Origin of the sequence: Shewanella sp. Pdp11 (genome assembly GCF_002838165.1) — a bacterium.
Taxonomy (GTDB): domain Bacteria; phylum Pseudomonadota; class Gammaproteobacteria; order Enterobacterales; family Shewanellaceae; genus Shewanella; species Shewanella hafniensis.
Genome location: NZ_CP015194.1, coordinates 309777 through 330607, shown reverse-complemented (window position 1 = coordinate 330607; position 20831 = coordinate 309777). Strand labels below are relative to the sequence as shown.

General features: G+C 48.1%; 17 protein-coding genes, 1 tRNA gene and 3 rRNA genes. 13 read left to right on the top strand and 8 right to left on the bottom strand.

The genetic code is table 11. The features are described from left to right. Window positions 1-47 precede the first annotated feature (47 nt). From AYJ58_RS01560 to AYJ58_RS01515, 10 genes are all read left to right on the top strand, one after another. The gene (locus tag AYJ58_RS01560; RefSeq protein ID WP_106648449.1) at window positions 48-2027 is read left to right on the top strand and encodes a heme lyase CcmF/NrfE family subunit; all 1980 of its coding nucleotides are present in this window, start codon (window positions 48-50) and stop codon (window positions 2025-2027) included. An 11-nt stretch (window positions 2028-2038) separates the two neighbouring features. After that, window positions 2039-2593: a DsbE family thiol:disulfide interchange protein gene (locus AYJ58_RS01555; RefSeq protein WP_006079711.1), complete on the top strand. Its 555-nt coding sequence runs from the start codon at window positions 2039-2041 to the stop codon at window positions 2591-2593. Continuing rightward, window positions 2590-3069, top strand: a complete 480-nt coding sequence (gene nrfF / locus AYJ58_RS01550; protein ID WP_106648448.1) for a heme lyase NrfEFG subunit NrfF — start codon at window positions 2590-2592, stop codon at window positions 3067-3069. Before AYJ58_RS01555 ends, nrfF begins: the two co-directional genes overlap by 4 nt. Further along, entirely contained in the window at window positions 3066-3653 is a 588-nt protein-coding gene (locus tag AYJ58_RS01545; RefSeq protein WP_106648447.1) for a TlpA disulfide reductase family protein, read from the top strand. The genes nrfF and AYJ58_RS01545 overlap by 4 nt, the downstream gene beginning before the upstream one ends. 542 nt (window positions 3654-4195) lie before the next feature. Further along, a 16S ribosomal RNA gene (locus AYJ58_RS01540) occupies window positions 4196-5738 on the top strand. Between the two features lie 418 nt (window positions 5739-6156). Continuing rightward, window positions 6157-9059: ribosomal RNA gene (locus tag AYJ58_RS01535) — 23S ribosomal RNA — on the top strand. 136 nt (window positions 9060-9195) lie between these two features. After that, window positions 9196-9311, top strand: a 5S ribosomal RNA gene (gene rrf / locus AYJ58_RS01530). Together the 16S, 23S and 5S rRNA genes with 1 tRNA gene alongside form the textbook arrangement of a ribosomal RNA operon. A gap of 36 nt (window positions 9312-9347) precedes the next feature. Further along, window positions 9348-9424: transfer RNA gene (locus tag AYJ58_RS01525), tRNA-Asp, on the top strand. Between the two features lie 367 nt (window positions 9425-9791). Then, window positions 9792-10304 (top strand): DUF1993 domain-containing protein, encoded by a 513-nt coding sequence (locus tag AYJ58_RS01520; RefSeq protein ID WP_106648446.1) that lies wholly within the window; start codon window positions 9792-9794, stop codon window positions 10302-10304. Between the two features lie 410 nt (window positions 10305-10714). Then, window positions 10715-10924 (top strand): hypothetical protein, encoded by a 210-nt coding sequence (locus AYJ58_RS01515; protein ID WP_106648445.1) that lies wholly within the window; start codon window positions 10715-10717, stop codon window positions 10922-10924. A gap of 105 nt (window positions 10925-11029) precedes the next feature. On the opposite strand, the gene AYJ58_RS01510 is transcribed toward AYJ58_RS01515, so the two are convergent. The 7 genes from AYJ58_RS01510 to AYJ58_RS01480 all read right to left on the bottom strand — a co-directional run bounded on the left by AYJ58_RS01510 (window position 11030) and on the right by AYJ58_RS01480 (window position 15605). Beyond that, on the bottom strand, window positions 11030-11497 hold the full coding sequence (locus tag AYJ58_RS01510) for a GNAT family N-acetyltransferase (RefSeq protein WP_106648444.1): 468 nt from the start codon (window positions 11495-11497) through the stop codon (window positions 11030-11032). A gap of 132 nt (window positions 11498-11629) precedes the next feature. Further along, the gene (locus AYJ58_RS01505) at window positions 11630-12946 is read right to left on the bottom strand and encodes a sensor histidine kinase (protein WP_106648443.1); all 1317 of its coding nucleotides are present in this window, start codon (window positions 12944-12946) and stop codon (window positions 11630-11632) included. A 5-nt stretch (window positions 12947-12951) separates the two neighbouring features. Beyond that, window positions 12952-13611, bottom strand: coding sequence for a winged helix-turn-helix domain-containing protein (locus tag AYJ58_RS01500; protein ID WP_106648442.1), 660 nt, complete (start codon window positions 13609-13611; stop codon window positions 12952-12954). Next, on the bottom strand, window positions 13611-13877 hold the full coding sequence (locus AYJ58_RS01495) for a PepSY domain-containing protein (RefSeq protein ID WP_106648441.1): 267 nt from the start codon (window positions 13875-13877) through the stop codon (window positions 13611-13613). Before AYJ58_RS01495 ends, AYJ58_RS01500 begins: the two co-directional genes overlap by 1 nt. Next, on the bottom strand, window positions 13870-14433 hold the full coding sequence (locus AYJ58_RS01490; RefSeq protein WP_106648440.1) for a diheme cytochrome c: 564 nt from the start codon (window positions 14431-14433) through the stop codon (window positions 13870-13872). The genes AYJ58_RS01495 and AYJ58_RS01490 overlap by 8 nt, the downstream gene beginning before the upstream one ends. Before the next feature lie 84 nt (window positions 14434-14517). Further along, the gene (locus AYJ58_RS01485) at window positions 14518-14964 is read right to left on the bottom strand and encodes a DUF1924 domain-containing protein (protein ID WP_106648439.1); all 447 of its coding nucleotides are present in this window, start codon (window positions 14962-14964) and stop codon (window positions 14518-14520) included. A gap of 53 nt (window positions 14965-15017) precedes the next feature. Then, the gene (locus AYJ58_RS01480) at window positions 15018-15605 is read right to left on the bottom strand and encodes a cytochrome b/b6 domain-containing protein (protein ID WP_106648438.1); all 588 of its coding nucleotides are present in this window, start codon (window positions 15603-15605) and stop codon (window positions 15018-15020) included. Window positions 15606-15821: 216 nt separating this feature from the next. On the opposite strand from AYJ58_RS01480, the gene AYJ58_RS01475 reads away from it, so the two are divergent. Beyond that, the gene (locus AYJ58_RS01475; RefSeq protein WP_106648437.1) at window positions 15822-16277 is read left to right on the top strand and encodes a ribosomal maturation YjgA family protein; all 456 of its coding nucleotides are present in this window, start codon (window positions 15822-15824) and stop codon (window positions 16275-16277) included. Between the two features lie 85 nt (window positions 16278-16362). Further along, window positions 16363-16866 carry a hypothetical protein gene (locus AYJ58_RS01470; RefSeq protein ID WP_106648436.1) on the top strand — a complete coding sequence of 168 codons (504 nt, stop codon included), beginning with the start codon at window positions 16363-16365 and terminating at the stop codon, window positions 16864-16866. A gap of 164 nt (window positions 16867-17030) precedes the next feature. On the opposite strand, the gene exaC is transcribed toward AYJ58_RS01470, so the two are convergent. Then, the gene (gene exaC / locus AYJ58_RS01465) at window positions 17031-18551 is read right to left on the bottom strand and encodes an acetaldehyde dehydrogenase ExaC (protein ID WP_106648435.1); all 1521 of its coding nucleotides are present in this window, start codon (window positions 18549-18551) and stop codon (window positions 17031-17033) included. 260 nt (window positions 18552-18811) lie between these two features. Here exaC and AYJ58_RS01460 point away from each other — a divergent pair, with 260 nt between their 5' ends. After that, window positions 18812-20755, top strand: a complete 1944-nt coding sequence (locus AYJ58_RS01460; RefSeq protein ID WP_106648434.1) for a sigma-54-dependent Fis family transcriptional regulator — start codon at window positions 18812-18814, stop codon at window positions 20753-20755. Window positions 20756-20831 lie beyond the last annotated feature (76 nt).

The following is a 20831-nucleotide window of genomic DNA, read 5'->3' as shown; positions in this document are numbered from 1 at the left end:
ATAGAGTCTTTCTAAATCAACATATTATTGAAGACTGAGGAAAACCCATGATCCCAGAACTTGGACACTTTGCGCTGATAATAGGGGTGGCTTTTGCCTTCTTATTAATCAGCGTCCCCCTAATAGGTGTTGCCCGTAAAGATCAATACCTTGTTAGGTATGCTTGGCCGTTAACGTACGGAATGTTCTTTTTTATCACTGTATCTGTTGTCGTACTGGCTTATAGCTTTGCCGTCGACGACTTCTCCGTCGCTTATGTGGCACATCACTCTAATTCTCAGTTACCTATCTTCTTTAAGATATCGGCCGTATGGGGCGGTCATGAAGGGTCACTGTTGTTCTGGGTGTTTGCTTTATCGACTTGGGCTGCAGCGGTTGCCTTATTTAGTAAAGGTTTAGAGGAAGTGTTTACTGCGCGTGTACTGGCAGTATTAGCGCTGATCGTGATTGGCTTTAGCTTATTCATGTTACTTACTTCTAGTCCATTCGAACGTTTGTTCCCGATCCCTGCCGAAGGTCGTGACTTGAACCCAATGCTGCAGGATGTGGGATTAATCTTCCATCCACCTATGCTGTACTTAGGTTATGTGGGTTTCTCAGTGAGCTTTGCATTTGCGATTGCCGCGCTGATGAGCGGTCGTCTCGATTCTGCATGGGCTCGTTGGACGCGTCCTTGGACCTTAGCCGCTTGGATCTTCCTAACAGGAGGTATCGCGTTAGGTTCTTGGTGGGCATATTATGAATTAGGCTGGGGCGGTTGGTGGTTCTGGGATCCTGTAGAGAACGCTTCTTTCATGCCTTGGTTAGTGGGTACTGCGCTGGTTCACTCTTTGATTGTGACCGAGAAACGCGGCGCCTTCCGCAACTGGACGGTATTACTGTCTATCTTCGCTTTCTCTTTAAGTTTGCTTGGTACATTTATTGTTCGCTCTGGCGTATTAACCTCAGTGCATTCATTCGCAGCTGATCCAAGCCGCGGTATGTTTATTCTGTTGTTACTTGGTTTAGCGATTGGTGGTTCATTGACACTGTTTGCCTTCCGCGCCAGTGAAATGAGCAGCCCAGCCCGTTTCGAGCTGAAATCTAAAGAAACCATGCTACTGGTCTGTAATGTGTTACTGACCGTTGCCGCAGGTACTGTGCTATTGGGTACGCTCTATCCATTGCTCATCGATGCGCTCGGCATGGGTAAAATCTCTGTAGGACCTCCATACTTCAACGCTGTGTTTGTGCCTATCGTATTAGTCTTATTTGGCTTTATGGGTATTGGTCCAATTATCCGTTGGAAAAAATCGAAAGCAGGCGAGCTTAAGCGTCAGTTATTGATCCCTGCAATGATTGCTGCGGCTATCGGTATTGTGACGCCATTTATCGTCGATGGTGTATTCAATACTTGGGTTGCCTTTGGTATCGCGGCAGCGGCTTGGATTATCCTGGCGACAGCTAGAGCGGCCTATAATATGGTCAAGTCGAAAGAAGGTGATATCAGCATCAGCCGTATGGGCCGTAGCCAGCTGGGTATGATCTTCGCGCATCTTGGTATTGCTGTATCTGTGATTGGTGCCACTATGGTGTCGAATTACTCCATTGAGAAAAGTGTTCGCATGGGACCAGGTATCAGCCAAGAACTTGCGGGTTATACCTTTAAGTATCTCGAGACTAAAAACGTAGTGGGTCCTAACTACACAGCAATGCAAGGACAGATAGAAGTCTACAAAGGTGATGAGTTGCTGACATTACTCAAGCCAGACCGTCGTCAATATAATGTGCGTACTATGGACATGACAGAAGCGGGGATCGACTGGGGTCTATTCCGTGACTTGTATGTGACCATGGGCGATCCAATTACTAGCACTGAATTTGCGGTTCGTTTGAACTACAAGCCATTCGTGCGTTGGTTATGGTTTGGGGCAATTTTTATGATGATTGGTGGATTCTTCGCGGCATCGGATAAACGTTACCGTGCGAAAGTCACTGCAGCCGTCGCACCGTTAGCGAATAAAGCAAAATTGGCAACGGCTCAATAATTGGGGAATGTATGAAGAAGTTGGTTCTGTTTATCCCATTGGTCATATTTCTCGCCATGGGGGTGTTTCTCTATAAAGGGTTATTCCTGAATCCACAGCAACTGGATTCGGCACTGGAAGGAAAGCCTATTCCGGCTTTCCAACTGGAACGCTTAGAAACACCTGCTGAGATCATTACGAATGAGCAGTTAAAAGGTAAGGTGTCATTACTTAATGTGTGGGCGACTTGGTGTCCATCTTGTAAATATGAGCATCCTTTCTTAGTGATGCTAAAGCGTAAAAATCTTCTGCCAATTTACGGGATCAACTATCGCGATGAGCGTGCTCCCGCATTAGAAGAGTTGAAGCGTCAGGGCGACCCCTATAACGTCAATATCTATGATAAAGATGGCCGTTTAGGATTAGACCTTGGCGTCTATGGTGCGCCTGAAAGTTTTGTGGTTGATCACAACGGTATTATTCGCTTCCGTTATGCGGGTCCAATCGATCAACGCGTATGGAGCGAGACCCTTTACCCTATGATCCAACAATTACAAGCTGAAGCGGCGAAGGATGGCGCATCATGAGAACGCTGATAAAAATCATGGGAGGTCTAGTGCTGTTATTCAGTATGACGACCGCCGTTATGGCAACACCGGTTGATACTTATGAATTCAAAACGCCTGAAAATCAAAAGCGCGGTTTGTCTTTAGCACATGAGCTACGTTGCCCACAGTGTCAAAATCAAAACTTGATTGACTCAAACTCACCGGTTGCTCGGGATTTGCGTCTTGAAGTCTTCAAGATGGTAGACGAAGGCAAAGGGGATGATGAGATCATCGAGTTTATGACCAGCCGTTACGGTGAGTTTGTACTCTATAAGCCTAAGATGGAAACCAAGACCTACATTCTTTGGTTGGGTCCCGTTGGCTTGTTACTCATTGGGCTAGTGATTGGTTTTATCTTCATTCGTAAACAACGCATCAGTGGTAATGTGCCGAATGAAATTAGCGAAGAAGATCAGCGTGAGTTAGATTCCTTGCTAAAGCGTAATACTAAATGAAGCATAAAGTCATAGCGGCATTATTGTTGTCATCGCTCTTTTCGTTACTTGCTGGTGGGGTCGCGCATGCGTACCCCGGCATGCAGCAAACGACTAAACCGATGGAATCAACTGTTGATTTGATCAATGTCTTGCCAAAGACTTTCCCAATAGAGCCTGTCACCTTTAATGACGTCGATGGTAAAACCATCGACTTCAGTCAATTTAAAGGTAGGATCATTATGGTAAACATGTGGGCGACCTGGTGTCCACCCTGTGTAAGGGAGCTGCCAGCAATCGAAAGGCTAGCGACTAAGTTCAAAGCTGAAGATTTCGTACTATTACCTATCTCTATTGATGCAGAAGGTAAGCAACAGGTCCAGCCGTTCTTAAGCTCATTAGGTATGCCAAATTTCAACTCTTATTACGATCAGCCACAAAGTCTTGGGGATGTTTTTCCGCTCGATACGATTCCAGCGACATTTATTCTCGATCAACAGGGCCAATTGATAGCTTTTGTTCGATCTTATGTTGATTGGGACGATGCCAAAGCTGTCTCACTAATCCAAGGTTTTATCGATAAAGGCAGTAAAAAGCCCAATTAATCGACACTCTGCACGTAAAAGAATCGCCATTGTTTAAAAGATCGCCATGCGATCTTTTTTCATTAAAAAAGCCCTTGCACAAAATCTCCGGCTCCCTATAATGCGCATCCACTGACACGGCAGACAGCGAAAGCCAGCTGGCGAGTTAGCTTGAATTGAGTGGATTTAAGCATTTAATTCAAGCGCAGCAAGAAGTTGAAAAATACTCCTTGACGCGAAACGGGAAATGCGTAGAATACGCAGCCCTAGCCAACTGGAAGCGTTCGGCGCTCAGTGTGGTACTCAAGTTCTCTTACGAATATTGAGTTGCTCTTTAACAAGATAAAACAAGAAATCTGTGTGGACACTCACAGGTGTTGAGTTAATCGAAACTGCTTAACCTTAGGGTTGGCAGTCAAAGAATTAAATCAATGATGAAGAGTGTTCATAGCAATATGTACATAATTTTGGTTTCGCTTTCTTCTCTTTATGAAGAGAGGGCGGAAACAAAAAATCAGAATTCATTGAGCCGCTGAAGTCGTAAGACGGAAGCAACAAAACTTTAATTGAAGAGTTTGATCATGGCTCAGATTGAACGCTGGCGGCAGGCCTAACACATGCAAGTCGAGCGGCAGCACAAGGGAGTTTACTTCTGAGGTGGCGAGCGGCGGACGGGTGAGTAATGCCTAGGGATCTGCCCAGTCGAGGGGGATAACAGTTGGAAACGACTGCTAATACCGCATACGCCCTACGGGGGAAAGGAGGGGACCTTCGGGCCTTCCGCGATTGGATGAACCTAGGTGGGATTAGCTAGTTGGTGAGGTAATGGCTCACCAAGGCGACGATCCCTAGCTGTTCTGAGAGGATGATCAGCCACACTGGGACTGAGACACGGCCCAGACTCCTACGGGAGGCAGCAGTGGGGAATATTGCACAATGGGGGAAACCCTGATGCAGCCATGCCGCGTGTGTGAAGAAGGCCTTCGGGTTGTAAAGCACTTTCAGTAGGGAGGAAAGGTAATGGTTTAATACACCATTGCTGTGACGTTACCTACAGAAGAAGGACCGGCTAACTCCGTGCCAGCAGCCGCGGTAATACGGAGGGTCCGAGCGTTAATCGGAATTACTGGGCGTAAAGCGTGCGCAGGCGGTTTGTTAAGCGAGATGTGAAAGCCCCGGGCTCAACCTGGGAATTGCATTTCGAACTGGCGAACTAGAGTCTTGTAGAGGGGGGTAGAATTCCAGGTGTAGCGGTGAAATGCGTAGAGATCTGGAGGAATACCGGTGGCGAAGGCGGCCCCCTGGACAAAGACTGACGCTCAGGCACGAAAGCGTGGGGAGCAAACAGGATTAGATACCCTGGTAGTCCACGCCGTAAACGATGTCTACTCGGAGTTTGGTGTCTTGAACACTGGGCTCTCAAGCTAACGCATTAAGTAGACCGCCTGGGGAGTACGGCCGCAAGGTTAAAACTCAAATGAATTGACGGGGGCCCGCACAAGCGGTGGAGCATGTGGTTTAATTCGATGCAACGCGAAGAACCTTACCTACTCTTGACATCCAGAGAATTCGCTAGAGATAGCTTAGTGCCTTCGGGAACTCTGAGACAGGTGCTGCATGGCTGTCGTCAGCTCGTGTTGTGAAATGTTGGGTTAAGTCCCGCAACGAGCGCAACCCCTATCCTTATTTGCCAGCACGTAATGGTGGGAACTCTAGGGAGACTGCCGGTGATAAACCGGAGGAAGGTGGGGACGACGTCAAGTCATCATGGCCCTTACGAGTAGGGCTACACACGTGCTACAATGGCGAGTACAGAGGGTTGCAAAGCCGCGAGGTGGAGCTAATCTCACAAAGCTCGTCGTAGTCCGGATTGGAGTCTGCAACTCGACTCCATGAAGTCGGAATCGCTAGTAATCGTGGATCAGAATGCCACGGTGAATACGTTCCCGGGCCTTGTACACACCGCCCGTCACACCATGGGAGTGGGCTGCAAAAGAAGTGGGTAGCTTAACCTTCGGGGGGGCGCTCACCACTTTGTGGTTCATGACTGGGGTGAAGTCGTAACAAGGTAGCCCTAGGGGAACCTGGGGCTGGATCACCTCCTTACCTATACGACTAACTTACGCTTGTTGGGTCGACAACATGGCATACGTGCCGAGTCGACACAAAAACATCCGTGTTTTTGAGTGTTCACACAGATTGCTTGTTTAGCTTCTCTTAGGAGAAGTCAGAGCTGAATGCACCGCGAGCCGGTTAGCATTGTTCTTTAACAATTTGGAAAGCTGATAGTATTTAATTGCATGAGTCTGTCATGTGATTAATTACAAAACGATGTAAACGTGGAAACGTTTGCATCATGAGTTCTCAAACACTTTATTAAGTGTCTTGAATATTCAAAAGTAAATTATGCTTTATTGAATAGTTTACGTCTAAGGCGCGTCCACTTCTTTGGTCAGAAGTGAGACAAGTAAAACCAAGCTGGTCGCAATGCGACTCAAGTGAGTGAAACTCATTTGGGTTGTATGGTTAAGCGACTAAGCGTATACGGTGGATGCCTTGGCAGTCAGAGGCGATGAAGGACGTAGTAACTTGCGAAAAGCGTTGGCGAGCTAGTAACAAGCATTTGAGCTAACGATGTCCGAATGGGGGAACCCAGCCGCATAAGCGGTTATCGCAACATGAATACATAGTGTTGCGAGGCGAACGAGGGGAACTGAAACATCTAAGTACCCTTAGGAAAAGAAATCAACCGAGATTCCCCTAGTAGCGGCGAGCGAACGGGGATTAGCCCTTAAGTCAGTGGGGTGTTAGTGGAATGTGTTGGAAAGCACAGCGGCACAGGGTGATAGCCCCGTACATGAAAACTAACCATTGATGAAAACGAGTAAGGCGGGACACGTGACATCCTGTTTGAATATGGGGGGACCATCCTCCAAGGCTAAATACTCCTGACTGACCGATAGTGAACCAGTACCGTGAGGGAAAGGCGAAAAGAACCCCTGTGAGGGGAGTGAAATAGAACCTGAAACCGTATACGTACAAGCAGTGGGAGCGGTTCTTGAGACCGTGACTGCGTACCTTTTGTATAATGGGTCAGCGACTTACATTTTGTAGCGAGGTTAAGCGAATAGCGGAGCCGTAGGGAAACCGAGTGTTAACTGCGCGTTTAGTTGCAAGGTGTAGACCCGAAACCCGGTGATCTAGCCATGGGCAGGTTGAAGGTTGAGTAACATCAACTGGAGGACCGAACCGACTAATGTTGAAAAATTAGCGGATGACTTGTGGCTGGGGGTGAAAGGCCAATCAAACCGGGAGATATCTGGTTCTCCTCGAAAGCTATTTAGGTAGCGCCTCGAGCGAATACCATTGGGGGTAGAGCACTGTTAAGGCTAGGGGGTCATCCCGACTTACCAACCCTTTGCAAACTCCGAATACCAATGAGTACTACTCGGGAGACAGACGGCGGGTGCTAACGTCCGTCGTCAAAAGGGAAACAACCCAGACCGTCAGCTAAGGTCCCAAAGTACTAGCTAAGTGGGAAACGATGTGGGAAGGCTTAGACAGCTAGGATGTTGGCTTAGAAGCAGCCATCATTTAAAGAAAGCGTAATAGCTCACTAGTCGAGTCGGCCTGCGCGGAAGATGTAACGGGGCTAAGCTAGTCACCGAAGCTACGGGTGCACAGTTTACTGTGCGCGGTAGAGGAGCGTTCTGTAAGCCGTTGAAGGTGAAGGGGTAACCCACGCTGGAGGTATCAGAAGTGCGAATGCTGACATGAGTAACGATAAAGGGGGTGAAAAACCCCCTCGCCGAAAGACCAAGGGTTCCTGTCCAACGTTAATCGGGGCAGGGTGAGTCGACCCCTAAGGTGAGGCCGAAAGGCGTAATCGATGGGAAACAGATTAATATTTCTGTACTTCCGCTAACTGCGATGGAGAGACGGAGAAGGCTAGGCTAGCGCGGCGTTGGTAGTCCGCGTTTAAGGTGGTAGGTGGTGTTCTTAGGCAAATCCGGGGACACGTACTTTGATGTACACACTGAGAGCTGATGACGAGGTCCTAAGGGACTGAAGTAGTTGATGCCATGCTTCCAGGAAAATCTTCTAAGCTTCAGGTTAGCGGGAATCGTACCCCAAACCGACACAGGTGGTCGGGTAGAGAATACCAAGGCGCTTGAGAGAACTCGGCTGAAGGAACTAGGCAAAATGGTACCGTAACTTCGGGAGAAGGTACGCTCCTGTTGGTGATGAGACTTGCTCTCTAAGCTGACGGGAGTCGCAGATACCAGGTGGCTGCAACTGTTTATCAAAAACACAGCACTGTGCAAACTCGCAAGAGGAAGTATACGGTGTGACGCCTGCCCGGTGCCGGAAGGTTAATTGATTGGGTTATCGCAAGAGAAGCTCATGATCGAAGCCCCGGTAAACGGCGGCCGTAACTATAACGGTCCTAAGGTAGCGAAATTCCTTGTCGGGTAAGTTCCGACCTGCACGAATGGCGTAATGATGGCCACGCTGTCTCCAGCCGAGACTCAGTGAAGTTGAAATTGCGGTGAAGATGCCGTATACCCGCGGCTAGACGGAAAGACCCCGTGAACCTTTACTATAGCTTGGCACTGAACATTGAACCTACATGTGTAGGATAGGTGGGAGACTTTGAAGTTGTGACGCTAGTCATGATGGAGTCGTCCTTGAAATACCACCCTTGTAGTTTTGATGTTCTAACCTAGGTCCCTTATCGGGATTAGGGACAGTGCCTGGTGGGTAGTTTGACTGGGGCGGTCTCCTCCCAAAGAGTAACGGAGGAGCACGAAGGTTGGCTAAGTACGGTCGGACATCGTACGGTTAGTGCAATGGCATAAGCCAGCTTAACTGCGAGACATACACGTCGAGCAGGTACGAAAGTAGGTCATAGTGATCCGGTGGTTCTGAATGGAAGGGCCATCGCTCAACGGATAAAAGGTACTCCGGGGATAACAGGCTGATACCGCCCAAGAGTTCATATCGACGGCGGTGTTTGGCACCTCGATGTCGGCTCATCACATCCTGGGGCTGAAGTCGGTCCCAAGGGTATGGCTGTTCGCCATTTAAAGTGGTACGCGAGCTGGGTTCAGAACGTCGTGAGACAGTTCGGTCCCTATCTGCCGTGGGCGTTGGATGATTGAAGGGAGCTGCTCCTAGTACGAGAGGACCGGAGTGGACGAACCGCTGGTGTTCGGGTTGTCATGCCAATGGCATTGCCCGGTAGCTACGTTCGGAATCGATAACCGCTGAAAGCATCTAAGCGGGAAGCGAGCCCTAAGATGAGTCATCCCTAGGAATTTAATTCCTCTAAAGAGCCGTTCGAGACTAGGACGTTGATAGGCATGGTGTGTAAGCGTTGTGAGGCGTTGAGCTAACATGTACTAATGACTCGAGAGGCTTAACCATACAACCCAGATGGGTTTTGCTAAGCGAACTTAGACAGAATAGAGATACTTGATAAAGTGAATGACTCAAAGCAAATCAGCTTTCCGAATTATTATTAGCGTGAGCCAGAGATGGACACGGTAATAAACAGAATTTGCTTGGTGACAATAGCCTTGTGGAACCACCTGATCCCATCCCGAACTCAGAAGTGAAACGCAAACGCGCCGATGGTAGTGTGGGGTCTCCCCATGTGAGAGTAGGTCATCGCCAAGCGCCTAATTTAGCTTAATGTGCAAACGTTAAGTTAAAGGAGCGGTAGTTCAGTTGGTTAGAATACCGGCCTGTCACGCCGGGGGTCGCGGGTTCGAGTCCCGTCCGCTCCGCCAACATTAAGAGATAAGCCTCATCGAAAGATGAGGCTTTTTTCGTTATGGTGTCGTGGATATTTTCTCCCAGTGATGCTATCACTCAAGTGGTTATCGTCATACCCAGCCATCCCAATTCCTACGAGTGTACGTTATTGTTATTCGGATCAGTCCGAGATAATTTTAATCTCTTGGCTTGTAGCTGACGCTCTATCCCTACTGGTAACGTCTATCTTTTTCTTGTCCTAATTGACTTAATATCGTTTATATTGAAGTATTTATTATTAAGCAGATACTTAAATTCCAAGAATGATTGAAATTGAGTAATTTGCCCCAAGATAGTCTTAAGTGCTGCAGTTTTGTAGCGTCCATCACTGAGGTCAATGCCATGCTTTATGATTTAACGGTTGTACAATTTAGCAAGATGCTGAAAAATTTAAGCGTTATTCTTGAAAAGGGCGAATGCTTCGCAAACCTCAAGAAAGTCGATATGGCGGTGCTATTAAACTCACGTTTAGCGCCGGATCAATTTAACCTTATTCGCCAAGTTCAAATTGCCTGTGATACTGCCAAAATTGGCGTGGCACGCTTGACCGATAACTTAGATACAGTGCCAAAGCACGATGATAGCGAAACGACGTTAGCTGAGTTACAAGCTCGTATTAGCTCAGTGTTAGCTTACTTAGCAACGTTCAAAGCGGATGATTTTGCTAATGCTGCCACGATCCATGTCTCACAACCACGCTGGGAAGGAAAATATCTTACCGGTTATGAGTTTGCCATTGAGCACGCTATTCCGAACATTTACTTCCATGTAACAACAGCCTACGCGATTTTGCGCCACAACGGTGTTGAGATTGGCAAGAAAGATTATCTCGGTGCTATGCCATATAAGTCGTAAATCTAGGCTAGATGTAGTACTGTTGTACAGCCTAATTGTTGTGCAGCAGTGCTTTGCCGCTTGAGCTTACCAACCTTTCTGCATTATCACCTGTTTTTTTCTTTACCTATGTTACGTCGCTTTGTCGCTGGAAATTTAGGGCTCGCTAGGGTTCTGTTACACTGATGAAGTCAATCAATACTCAGTTTTTCATTTCGACCTTACGTCTCGACCATTTTCATCCTGTTAGCATGTGATTTAATTTTGTTGGCTTAGTTGAATGATGTGGATCGTAAGTTTATGAGTCGCCAAATTATCTATTACTTAAATAGTGAATGGCGAATTGACTCATTAAAGATGACCTGTTTGTTCGTTTTGAGCAGGGATTTACTGGAAGAGCCTATTTAAGGTTCTAATTAAAGGAGTTAGCTATGTCTATTGAATCTCAAGCCGTCAAGAGTCCTACGGATGCAACGACAACTGATTTACCGATAAAGAGCAAAAAAGCCAAAAAAGCTACCATTACCAGTGGTTTGCGTCTCAAAGACAAGCTGACCCAAGACATTCGCCGCCGAATTGAAATTCTGCATGAGCAGCGCCAATTATCCAATCGTTTCGGCGTGGATATAGAAATTGGCTAAAGCCATTGGCTTGTCGCTAAGTATGGGATATCACATCTAGATATTTAGCCAGCATATACAGCTTCACTACGCCCGTCGTGGGGCTTGCTCACTCTCCTTAAACATTCACTTCTTAAATTCATATTCCATTATCGTGACCATCTCGCCCATATAATCTTCCCGTGAAATTTTTGACCAACCAAGCGTTTGATAAAATTCTGCTTTGTCTGCGGTAAACAAATAGATTTTTTGTAATCCGAGTGCTTTGGCATAATCAACGACGGCATTGACTAATAATTTCCCTAAGCCTTTATTTCGATAGTGTGGATTAACATACACATTGGCCAGCCAAGGGCTTAAGTCGGTTCGGGTATCCATATCTGCTGCGGTTAATGAGGAGGAGCCCATGACTTGGTTAGCGTCTTCACAGATAAACATCTTAGGAATGGCGGCGTCGGTGAGGTACTCGCTCATCTGCTCAATGAGTGTGGTGACTGTGGTGTCCGCGGAACTTAAATGTGCCCATTCTTGATGATGCCATTGTGCCAGCTGTGGAATGTGCTGCGGGGCCGATTTTAGGTCGATAACTTTCATATAAATCTCTGGACTTGTGTTATGCAAAGGGCTTAATGGTGCGACATAGTGGCGTGAATAATTAAGTCCGTTCGCTGGTCTGAATGATGTGGCGGCAGGTTTGATTGAGCATGGTTTGGCTGAGTATACCGCTTAACTTGGGATCGGCAGAAATACGCTGGCTTCGAGTCCACCCTGTTTCGCGTGGCTAAAGCTAAGTTCGCCCTGATAACTGTCGACGATATCTTTGCAGATAGATAATCCTAAGCCATGGCCTTGGATGCTTTCATCTAGCCGAATGCCGCGCTCGATGATAATCGACAATGCGGCATCGGAGACGCCTTCGCCATCATCACTGACTATGATCCCATAACCTGCGGTGGGAAGCATTTGTTGCACTATACGGATCTCAATATTTTTGCGACCATGCTTGCAGGCATTATCCAGCAAGTTGCCTAAGAGTTCGAGTAAGTCATCCCGATCAAATGGCATTACTAAGCCGCTCGTGTAATGGCTATGAATAATGCGGTCTGGGTAAATGCGCTGCATTACTTTGATTAGCGGCGCAAGATCGTCATCGAGCACGGTATAACGCCCTGGAGTGGACAGGCCAACAATCTTAGTGCGCTTAAGCTCTCTCTCGATGATGTGGTGCAGGTTTGCGAGCACCTTGCTGCCCTCACTCCGCTGTTCTGGTGGAAGGCTTTCTAGGTAGGACTGCAGCCCTTGTAACGGACGTTTCATTTCGTGGGCTAAGTTACCCAAGGCATTACGGGAGCGTTGTACTCGCTGGCCCAATTGACTGACTAAACGATCTATCTCTTCGATCAGTGGGACTATCTCACTTGGCACTTGGTCAGGATTGATTTCTTGCCCTTGGGTGCGCATTTGCCGTATAGCTTCTGGCATCTGCTCTAAGGGTTTAAAACCGCGTTTAAGTAATTGATACTGTGCTATTAATAGAATGACAATCGTGAGCAACACGGCTGCGCTGGCAAAGGCTAAAAACTGCACTTGGGTTTGTTCGAGCTCGCTGATGTCTTCTGTCACCCACAGGGTAACTAATTGATCATCTTTGATAACGGCCTGACTGAACATCAGCCAATGTTCTTTGCCGACAAACTCAGTGGCTTGGTGTTGTTCACCAGCGGTCAGCTTAAGCATGTTTACGTTATGGTCGAATAGGGAGCGTGAGCGCAGAGTTTGCTCGCCGATTTGAATTGCAAAATAATGCCCAGAATTAACCCTGTGGTACACATTGGGTAAACGGTCGGAGGTGAGCGCCCAGGTGCCATCGGGATTATGATTCAGGGCGGAGATCAGGCTATCGGCATCGTGTTGCAATCGCGAGGCAACAAAGTCTTGGGTTAATACTTGGATACCTTGGTACAGAAAATACAGTAACAGCACCATGGCAAAGGTGAGCGTGATCAGCAGATTGCGCGTCAGATAACCCTTGAGTGAATACACGCCTTTTACTCCTTGAGTCGATAACCTTGGCCGCGGCGGGTTTCGATATAATCCTTGCCTAGGCGCTGGCGCAGGCGGTTGACATACACTTCGATGACATTGCTGTCTTTGATTTGATCTTCTTCATAAATGCGTTCACTGAGCTCTGACTTAGAGACGATCTTGCTGGGATTGACCATTAAGTAATGCAGCAGCCGATATTCAATCTTAGTCAGTTCTATTACTTCACCATCGATATTGGTAACGGCTTGTTTGTCGACATCGAGGGAAACCCCCGCATGTTGCAACACATTGTCGGCGCGGCCAAAGTGGCGGCGGATCAACACTTCGAGCCTTGCGAGTAGTTCTTCAATGTGAAAAGGCTTACCGAGGTAATCATCCGCACCGGCCTTGAGGCCGTCGACCCGCTCGTGCCACGCATCACGTGCGGTGAGGATCAGCACTGGCATGGCTAAGCCTTTTTGTCGCCATTGGGCAAGGACTTGTAAACCGGGTTTGCCGGGTAAACCGAGATCGAGGATCACGGCTTCGAAGTTTTCTTCTTCGCCTAAAAAGGCACCGTCGATACCGTTATCGGAGTGCTCGACGGTATAACCCGCCTTGTTAAGGGCGGGAATGAGGCGCGCGACCAGATCGGTATCATCTTCAATCAATAGCAAACGCATCAGTCGACCTTTTCCTTTAGCCACTCGCCGGTTTTGGCGTCAATCTTGATTTCATACACTATGCCATCGTCACGGAGGATTTCGAGCTCGTAGATGATCCTTCCATGTTTTTGCTCGACTTCGAGATCGAGCAATCGTCCCTGCAGGCGTGATTCATAGCGTTGCATTATGGTGTCGAAGGGCAAAACCTTGCCCTCCTTAACCCACTCGACCACCTTGTTTGAAAGATCATCGTCGTGGGCATTGCAGCTTGGACTGCTAATCATCCCAACGGCCAAAGCCAGGAATATTAACGGTATCTTCATCGAATATGCCCTTCTCTGCGAGGTTGTGACAATTGCTGCATTGACTGAATGAGCCGACTTTGGGGTTATCTTGCACCATACGCCTTGGGATCTCATCGTGTTTGCGAATAAAAAATGCCTGTTCTGTGATCTTCTGCGGCCCAGCGCCTGCAAGCAGTGGCGTGCTGTTTTTCATCACCTTACCATTTTGCGCCGCATGTTGAACCAGATATTCCTCAATCCTAGCAGTGACTTGAGGATCTAGGCTGGCGTTGTCACCAAAGTGATTCTCAAGATTGGTGGTAATGGCGCGCCATTTGTCGGCGGGGAGTAAGTTCGCGGGATAAGCCATGTGGCAGCTGCCACATTCTGCCGTATATTCCGCATTTTGTGGAATGGCGCGGCTGAGCTCGCGGCCATCGTCTGCATAGCCTGTGCCGGTTAAGGTTAGACTGATACCGATAACGCCAATGGCTAATGCCGCGGCTGTGAGTGATGAACCTAAGAACCAACTAATAGGGTGTGCTTGTTTAGTCATGACATCTTCCTTTTTGTGCCGTTACCTTCTGTTGAAGGTATTAATTGCTCTAATTGAATGAGTGATAAGGTCGAAATTTGGCGGTTATTGCAGGCTTAACCAGAGTAAGGCATCGCCTTTTTCCTGCGGCGTGCAGTCGCGTTTAAAGGTCCAGTTACAGTTACGGGTAAACCATTTCTCAATTTTGGCTGAGTCGGTTAACCGATCTGCGGTAATCGACGGCGCCATAGGGTCAATGGGTTTACGGGTATTTTGGTGCATCCCCATGTCGGTGACTTTAGCGGTATGACAACTGGCGCAGCTGCGACCGTCCATGTCCTGTAGCCAAAGCTTTTGTCCTGCGGCGGCGCTAAAGGGTCCTGCGCCTTGGGCTTGATAGCGTTGCAGTTGCGTGCCAATGCGCTCGGCGCTAAGCGGCAGGCTTTGCACTTTACTGTTGGCGGCGCTAGCGCTGAGGCTAGTCAGCAGCAAGGTGGAAATTGCGACGATAGCAAGGCGACTTTTATTCGTGTGTCTGGTGAATCTGTTCATAGGGCATTCCTTTTGGGCTGGATGTCTTGTTGCTAAGCAAAATGGCTAATGGATTAATCTTTTTGTTCCACTGGGCGTTGTTTCTTGCCCGTGACCATAGCTCTGACTAAGTTTTCTTTGTGTAACAGACTGCTGACGATGACGCCGCCAACATGGATAACCACGAGGAACACAGTGAAGTTGGCAAAGAATTCATGGACTTCTTTTATGGCGCCTTCTGGACAAGTGGCGAAAAAGCTTGTGGCTAATGGGCCGTGTCCGTCGGTGGCGTACAGTGTCATGCCTGAGAATCCCGTGATGGCTATGCTGGCAATCAAGGCCACAATCATCATTGCCCCAGCGGGGTTATGGCCTATGTAGTCTTTGGCTTTGCCTGTGACGAGTCCTTTGAGGTACACCAGCACTTCTTTAGGGCGAGTGACAAAGTTGCTAAAGCGCGCATTGTGGGTGCCCATCACGCCCCAGATCAGGCGAAACACCAGTAAAATTAAGATGCTATAACCCGCGTAACTGTGGATGGTCATCCACTCGTCTTCGCCTTCAGTGAGGTAGGCTAAGGTAAAAAAGCCGACGAGTGACCAATGGAATATGCGGATCAACAGGTCCCAGACTTTGATGGTTTGCAGTGTGTTTGATGACATGGTGTGACGCTCCTAAGTGGGTTTAGGTGTAGGCTACTTAACCCAAACTTAAACCTCGCTTAAATTTTGAGGCGCGAACATTTATCGAATTGGTGGGGTTGAGTGGTGCGCTTGCTTGGGTGGAGAGTCTTAAATGTCAACTCAAGTGCCCTTGTTAACCTCTTGGTATTACGGTAAATTCTGCAACCTCAACCGAGTGAAGGGATTAACTTATCCATGTCTACCGCCGTTATTCGCGCTTTCATCAGTCGCAATCCGAGTCGTAAATCCTTTTTTATTTATGCGGTTTTATTATTTTTGACTGAAGTCTTAATTGCTTTATATGCGCCTGCGGGTTTTATTCGTGGTTTTGTGGGCGATGTATTGGTGGTGATCTTGCTGTTTTGCATGGTGCGGGCTGTCGTTCCTCTAGCAGTCAATTCGGTAGCCAATAGTAAAGACGAGGGCATTAAGCGCTTATTTCAAACTCCTTGGCTGGCGCTTGCCGTATTGCTGTTTGCCTTTGCCATCGAGTTTGGCCAGTATTGGGGCTTAGTCGACAAGTTAGGCTTGGGTGGAAATCGCTTGGCGCGGATAGTGATAGGTAGCCATTTCGACCCACTCGATCTCGTGGCTTATTTTGTCGGTTACTTGATCTTAGTAGGCTGTTATTGGAAAAGCCGCCAGTCCTAGTATTTGAATCCGCAAGAGCCGCGTGATGTGTGTTTTCGCGGATAAGTAGGCGAGATAAGTAGGGCGAGATAAGTGGGGTTAGGGGATGCAGCAGATAACGGGGTTTTCACTGCTAACAGCACGTACTGATGGACTTGAGCCTAATCCACTGAAAATGCCTTTGTATTTCAATGGCCAGTATACTCATACCTCGATTGCTGGCTTAGTGATTGAAGGCCAATATCGCTGCGTTTTACCCAATAAAACCTCAGGGTATTTGGTCATCACTTCTTTCGATTGCCCCTTCGAAGAATCAACCGAGTTTAGTCTGCTCGATGAAGCGTTTAAGCTCATTGCGACAACCTCTTTGGCGCAAATGTATGATTCATTCTTACTGCACTCACACTGGCCCATGGCGGATAACCGTTTGCGACTGCACTATTACGGTCAGTTTGTGCTGGATTTAGTCATTACTGCGGGCAGCTCTTGGTTAACGGCGCGGCCGAAACTTAAGCTGGTTGAGGTTGTTGATCCCCAAAGCGATCCGCAAACGGCATCCTCTCTTGCTGAATTAGCCCAACGTTTAGCGCAGATTGATAAAATCAACTGAGTGAGCTTTGAATTAAATTGAGTAAAAAAGAAAGGGCTATTCGCCCTTTCATGTTTATCATTTATATCTATTACTCATGTGGAAAGTTTTATAAGCTTGCTTGCAAAGACGTTTAAAAACCTAATAAAAGCTTCCTCACATCAGCTTGTTTGAGCACCAAAACCTTAGAAGAAACCTAAAGGATTAACATCGTAACTTATCAAGAGATTCTTGGTATTTTGATAATGGTTGAGCATCATCTTATGGGTTTCGCGGCCGATGCCGGATTTTTTGTATCCACCAAAGGCGGCATGGGCAGGATAGGCGTGGTAACAGTTAATCCACACGCGGCCCGCTTGAATGCCGCGTCCCATGCGTTGAGCCGTGTTCATGTCCCGCGTCCACACGCCTGCGCCTAAGCCGTACTCAGTATCATTGGCGATCGCTAAGGCTTCGGCTTCATCTTTAAAGGTGGTGACCGAAATGACAGGACCGAAGATTTCCTCTTGGAAGATACGCATCTTATTGTGGCCTTTCATAATCGTCGGGCTGATGTAATAGCCTTCACTTTGGCCGCCATCGAGTTGGCAAAGTGTGCCGCCCAGTAGCACCTGCGCGCCCTCAGCCTTACCTATGGCCAAGTAACTTAAGATTTTATCGAACTGTTCTTTAGAGGCTTGAGCACCCACTTGAGTGTCGGTATCTAAGGGATCGCCTTGCTTAATGGTTTGCGCGCGGGCGAGCACTTTTTCGATAAAGCGATCGAAAATCGACTCTTGGACTAGTACCCGTGATGGGCAAGTACAGACTTCACCTTGGTTAAAGAAGGCCAGCAACATACCTTCGACGGCCTTATTTAAATATTCGTCCTCATGGTCCATTACATCGGCAAAAAACACGTTAGGCGATTTACCGCCAAGCTCAACGGTCGATGGAATTAAGGATTCGGCGGCGCATTTTAAAATGTGATAGCCAATTTCGGTGGAGCCCGTAAACGCAAGTTTAGCGATGCGTTTGCTGGTGGCCAGAGCTTGTCCTGCCTCGGCGCCAAAGCCGTTGACTACGTTAAGAATACCCGCAGGTAATAGGTCTTCAATCAGTTCGAGCAAGACCAGAATCGAGACTGGCGTCTGCTCCGCAGGTTTGAGTACCACACAGTTCCCCGCCGCCAGCGCAGGGGCGATTTTCCATGCCGCCATCAAGAGTGGGAAGTTCCAAGGAATGATCTGGCCGACCACGCCCAGCGGTTCTGGGAAGTGATAGCTGACTGTGTTGCCGTCGATATCGGCGGCGCTGCCTTCCTGTGCGCGGATACAACCGGCAAAGTAGCGGAAGTGATCGACAAATAAGGGCAAGTCGGCGTTTAAGGTTTCACGCACTGCTTTACCGTTTTCCCAGGTTTCGGCGACGGCTAAATATTCGAGATTTTGTTCGACCCGATCGGCAATGCGCAGTAACAGGTTTGAGCGTTCGGTGACTGAGGTTTTACCCCATGCTTCTTTGGCTGCGTGGGCGGCATCTAACGCTAATTCAATATCTTGGGCATCGGATCGCGGGATTTGGCAAAAGTTTTGGCCATTCACGGGTGAGCGATTGTCGAAGTATTTGCCATTGACCGGGGCGACCCATTTACCTCCGATAAAGTTGGCGTATTTTTCTTTGAAGTTAACGATTGCGCCTGCGGTTCCGGGTTGAGCATAAATCATAGAATCATTCCTTCTTGTTGATTAGCTTAGTGTTCTCTAACGTAACACTTGAGACTTGCATACCTAAGGTGCATCGCAAGGAGGGTGCCAAACTGGCAAGAGTTGTACACTTGTTGTGCTAACAGTATGATGAAAAGCTAATTTTGCAGATTTGAAACAGTATGGGCACTTAGGGAGTGAGGTGTGTCCTGTGGTCACTTTGTCATCGAACGGCACACTCAAGTGTGCCGAAACGGAACACAGCTCGGGGGAGCACGGCTATGACAGTTAAACCGCATTTACCATCGACACAGGCGTGGTTGGCCGATTCGTGGCAGCGCAGCATTGGCGCTGGCTTGTCCGAGTTTCAGTTACCCCAAGAACTTAGGCTCGATGCTAGCGAACTAAAGCAGAAACATGAGCAATATCAAATGCTCATAGCATTAGTAGAATCTCATGCCTTGCCCTTGTTTAATCAGTTGATGGCGCATTCTAATAGCCGACTCTTGCTCAGTGATGCTGAGGGTTATGTGCTCAGGCACTGGGGCGTGAGCCGTTACTCCACAAAACTGGCGGATGTGGCTCTGGATATTGGGGTGAATTGGCTTGAGCAACACAAGGGCACCAATGCGATAGGGACGGCGCTCACCGCCAAACAAGCGGTATCTGTGGTGGGTGAGCAGCATTTTATTCGTCAGAATCGTTTTATGAGTTGCACTGCTTGCCCAATATTTTCTCCTCAAGGTGAAATGCTCGGGGTGATAGATATCACCAGTGAGCAGCAAAGGCACACCCAGCAGACGCTGATGTTAGTGTCGAGTTTGGCGCAGCAGGTCGAGACCGCGCTTTTGTGTCATCTGCCTGATAGCCATTATCGAATCGATTTAGCGGCGCAGCCCAATCTGCTCAGTTCGGGTTGGCAGGGTATAGTGATAGCCGATAGCGATGGCCGCATCGTTGGGTATAATCCCATGGCTAAACAATTGCTTAATCAAGCTAAGGTGGGTGATAGCGTAGAGCAGTACTTAGGCGATAATTGGAGCCGTGCGGGTGGTTTTAATCAACATTTAGACTTGCATCTACAGACTCAATCCTTAAATATTCCCAGCGCCAAGAGTCGGGTGGCGATGAGCAATAAATCGCTCAATCAATTGGGTGTGCGGTTTCACGATCCTCAACTTGAGCGCGCATGGCAACATGCCAATAAGGTGATCACTAAGCAAATTCCGCTGTTAGTGCTCGGTGAAACCGGCGTCGGTAAAGAGCAGTTTGTTAAAAAGCTCCACGCCCATAGTGTGCGGCGCAGCGAGCCCTTAGTGGCGGTGAACTGTGCGGCATTGCCTGCAGAGTTAGTCGAATCTGAACTCTTTGGTTATCAGGCGGGCGCGTTTACTGGGGCAAACCGCACTGGATTTATCGGCAAAATTCGCCAAGCCCACGGCGGTTTTTTGTTTTTAGATGAAATAGGTGAAATGCCGCTGGCGGCACAGAGTCGTTTACTCAGGGTATTGCAGGAGCGCGAAGTGGTGCCCGTTGGCAGTAATCAAAGTTTTAAAGTCGATATCCAAATCATTGCCGCGACCCATATGGATTTAGAGCAACAAGTGGCGCAGGGGCTGTTTCGGCAGGATTTATTCTATCGGTTAAATGGCTTGCAAGTGCGGTTACCTGCACTGCGCGAGCGGCAGGATATCGAGCGCATTATCCATAAATTGCATCGTAAACATCGCATTGCGCCGCAGGCGATCTGCCCTGAACTGTTAGGGCTACTGGTGCAACACGACTGGCCGGGCAACTTGCGTGAGCTGGATAATCTTATGCAAGTCGCTTGCTTGATGGCTGAAGGAGATGACACCCTAACTTGGCAGCATTTACCCGATTATCTTGCACAAAAATTAGCGGCAGGGCCGTTAACAGTGGATCCGTTAAACACACAGCTGTTAAATGAAGAGCAGCCGTTAGGTGAAGAGGCTAAAACCGGTCAACATTCGGCATCACATCCGCTGGCTGGCAAAGTTGTAAGTGGCAAAGTTACGCGTGGCAACACTGCGACGCTGCCAACTACCACTGCGGTGCAATCGGATTCTCTCCACGAGGCGATTTATAGCAATGTGCTACAGGCACACCAAGCCTGTAATGGCAATGTGAGCCAATGCGCCAAGCGTTTGGGGATCAGCCGTAATGCCTTGTATCGTCGATTAAAACAGATGGGACTTAAGGGTTAATGTTAGCTCGCGGCGCTTATCAGTAAGTGTAATAAACAACGCAAAGCTCGCTTATCACGCCCATGACTAATCAACT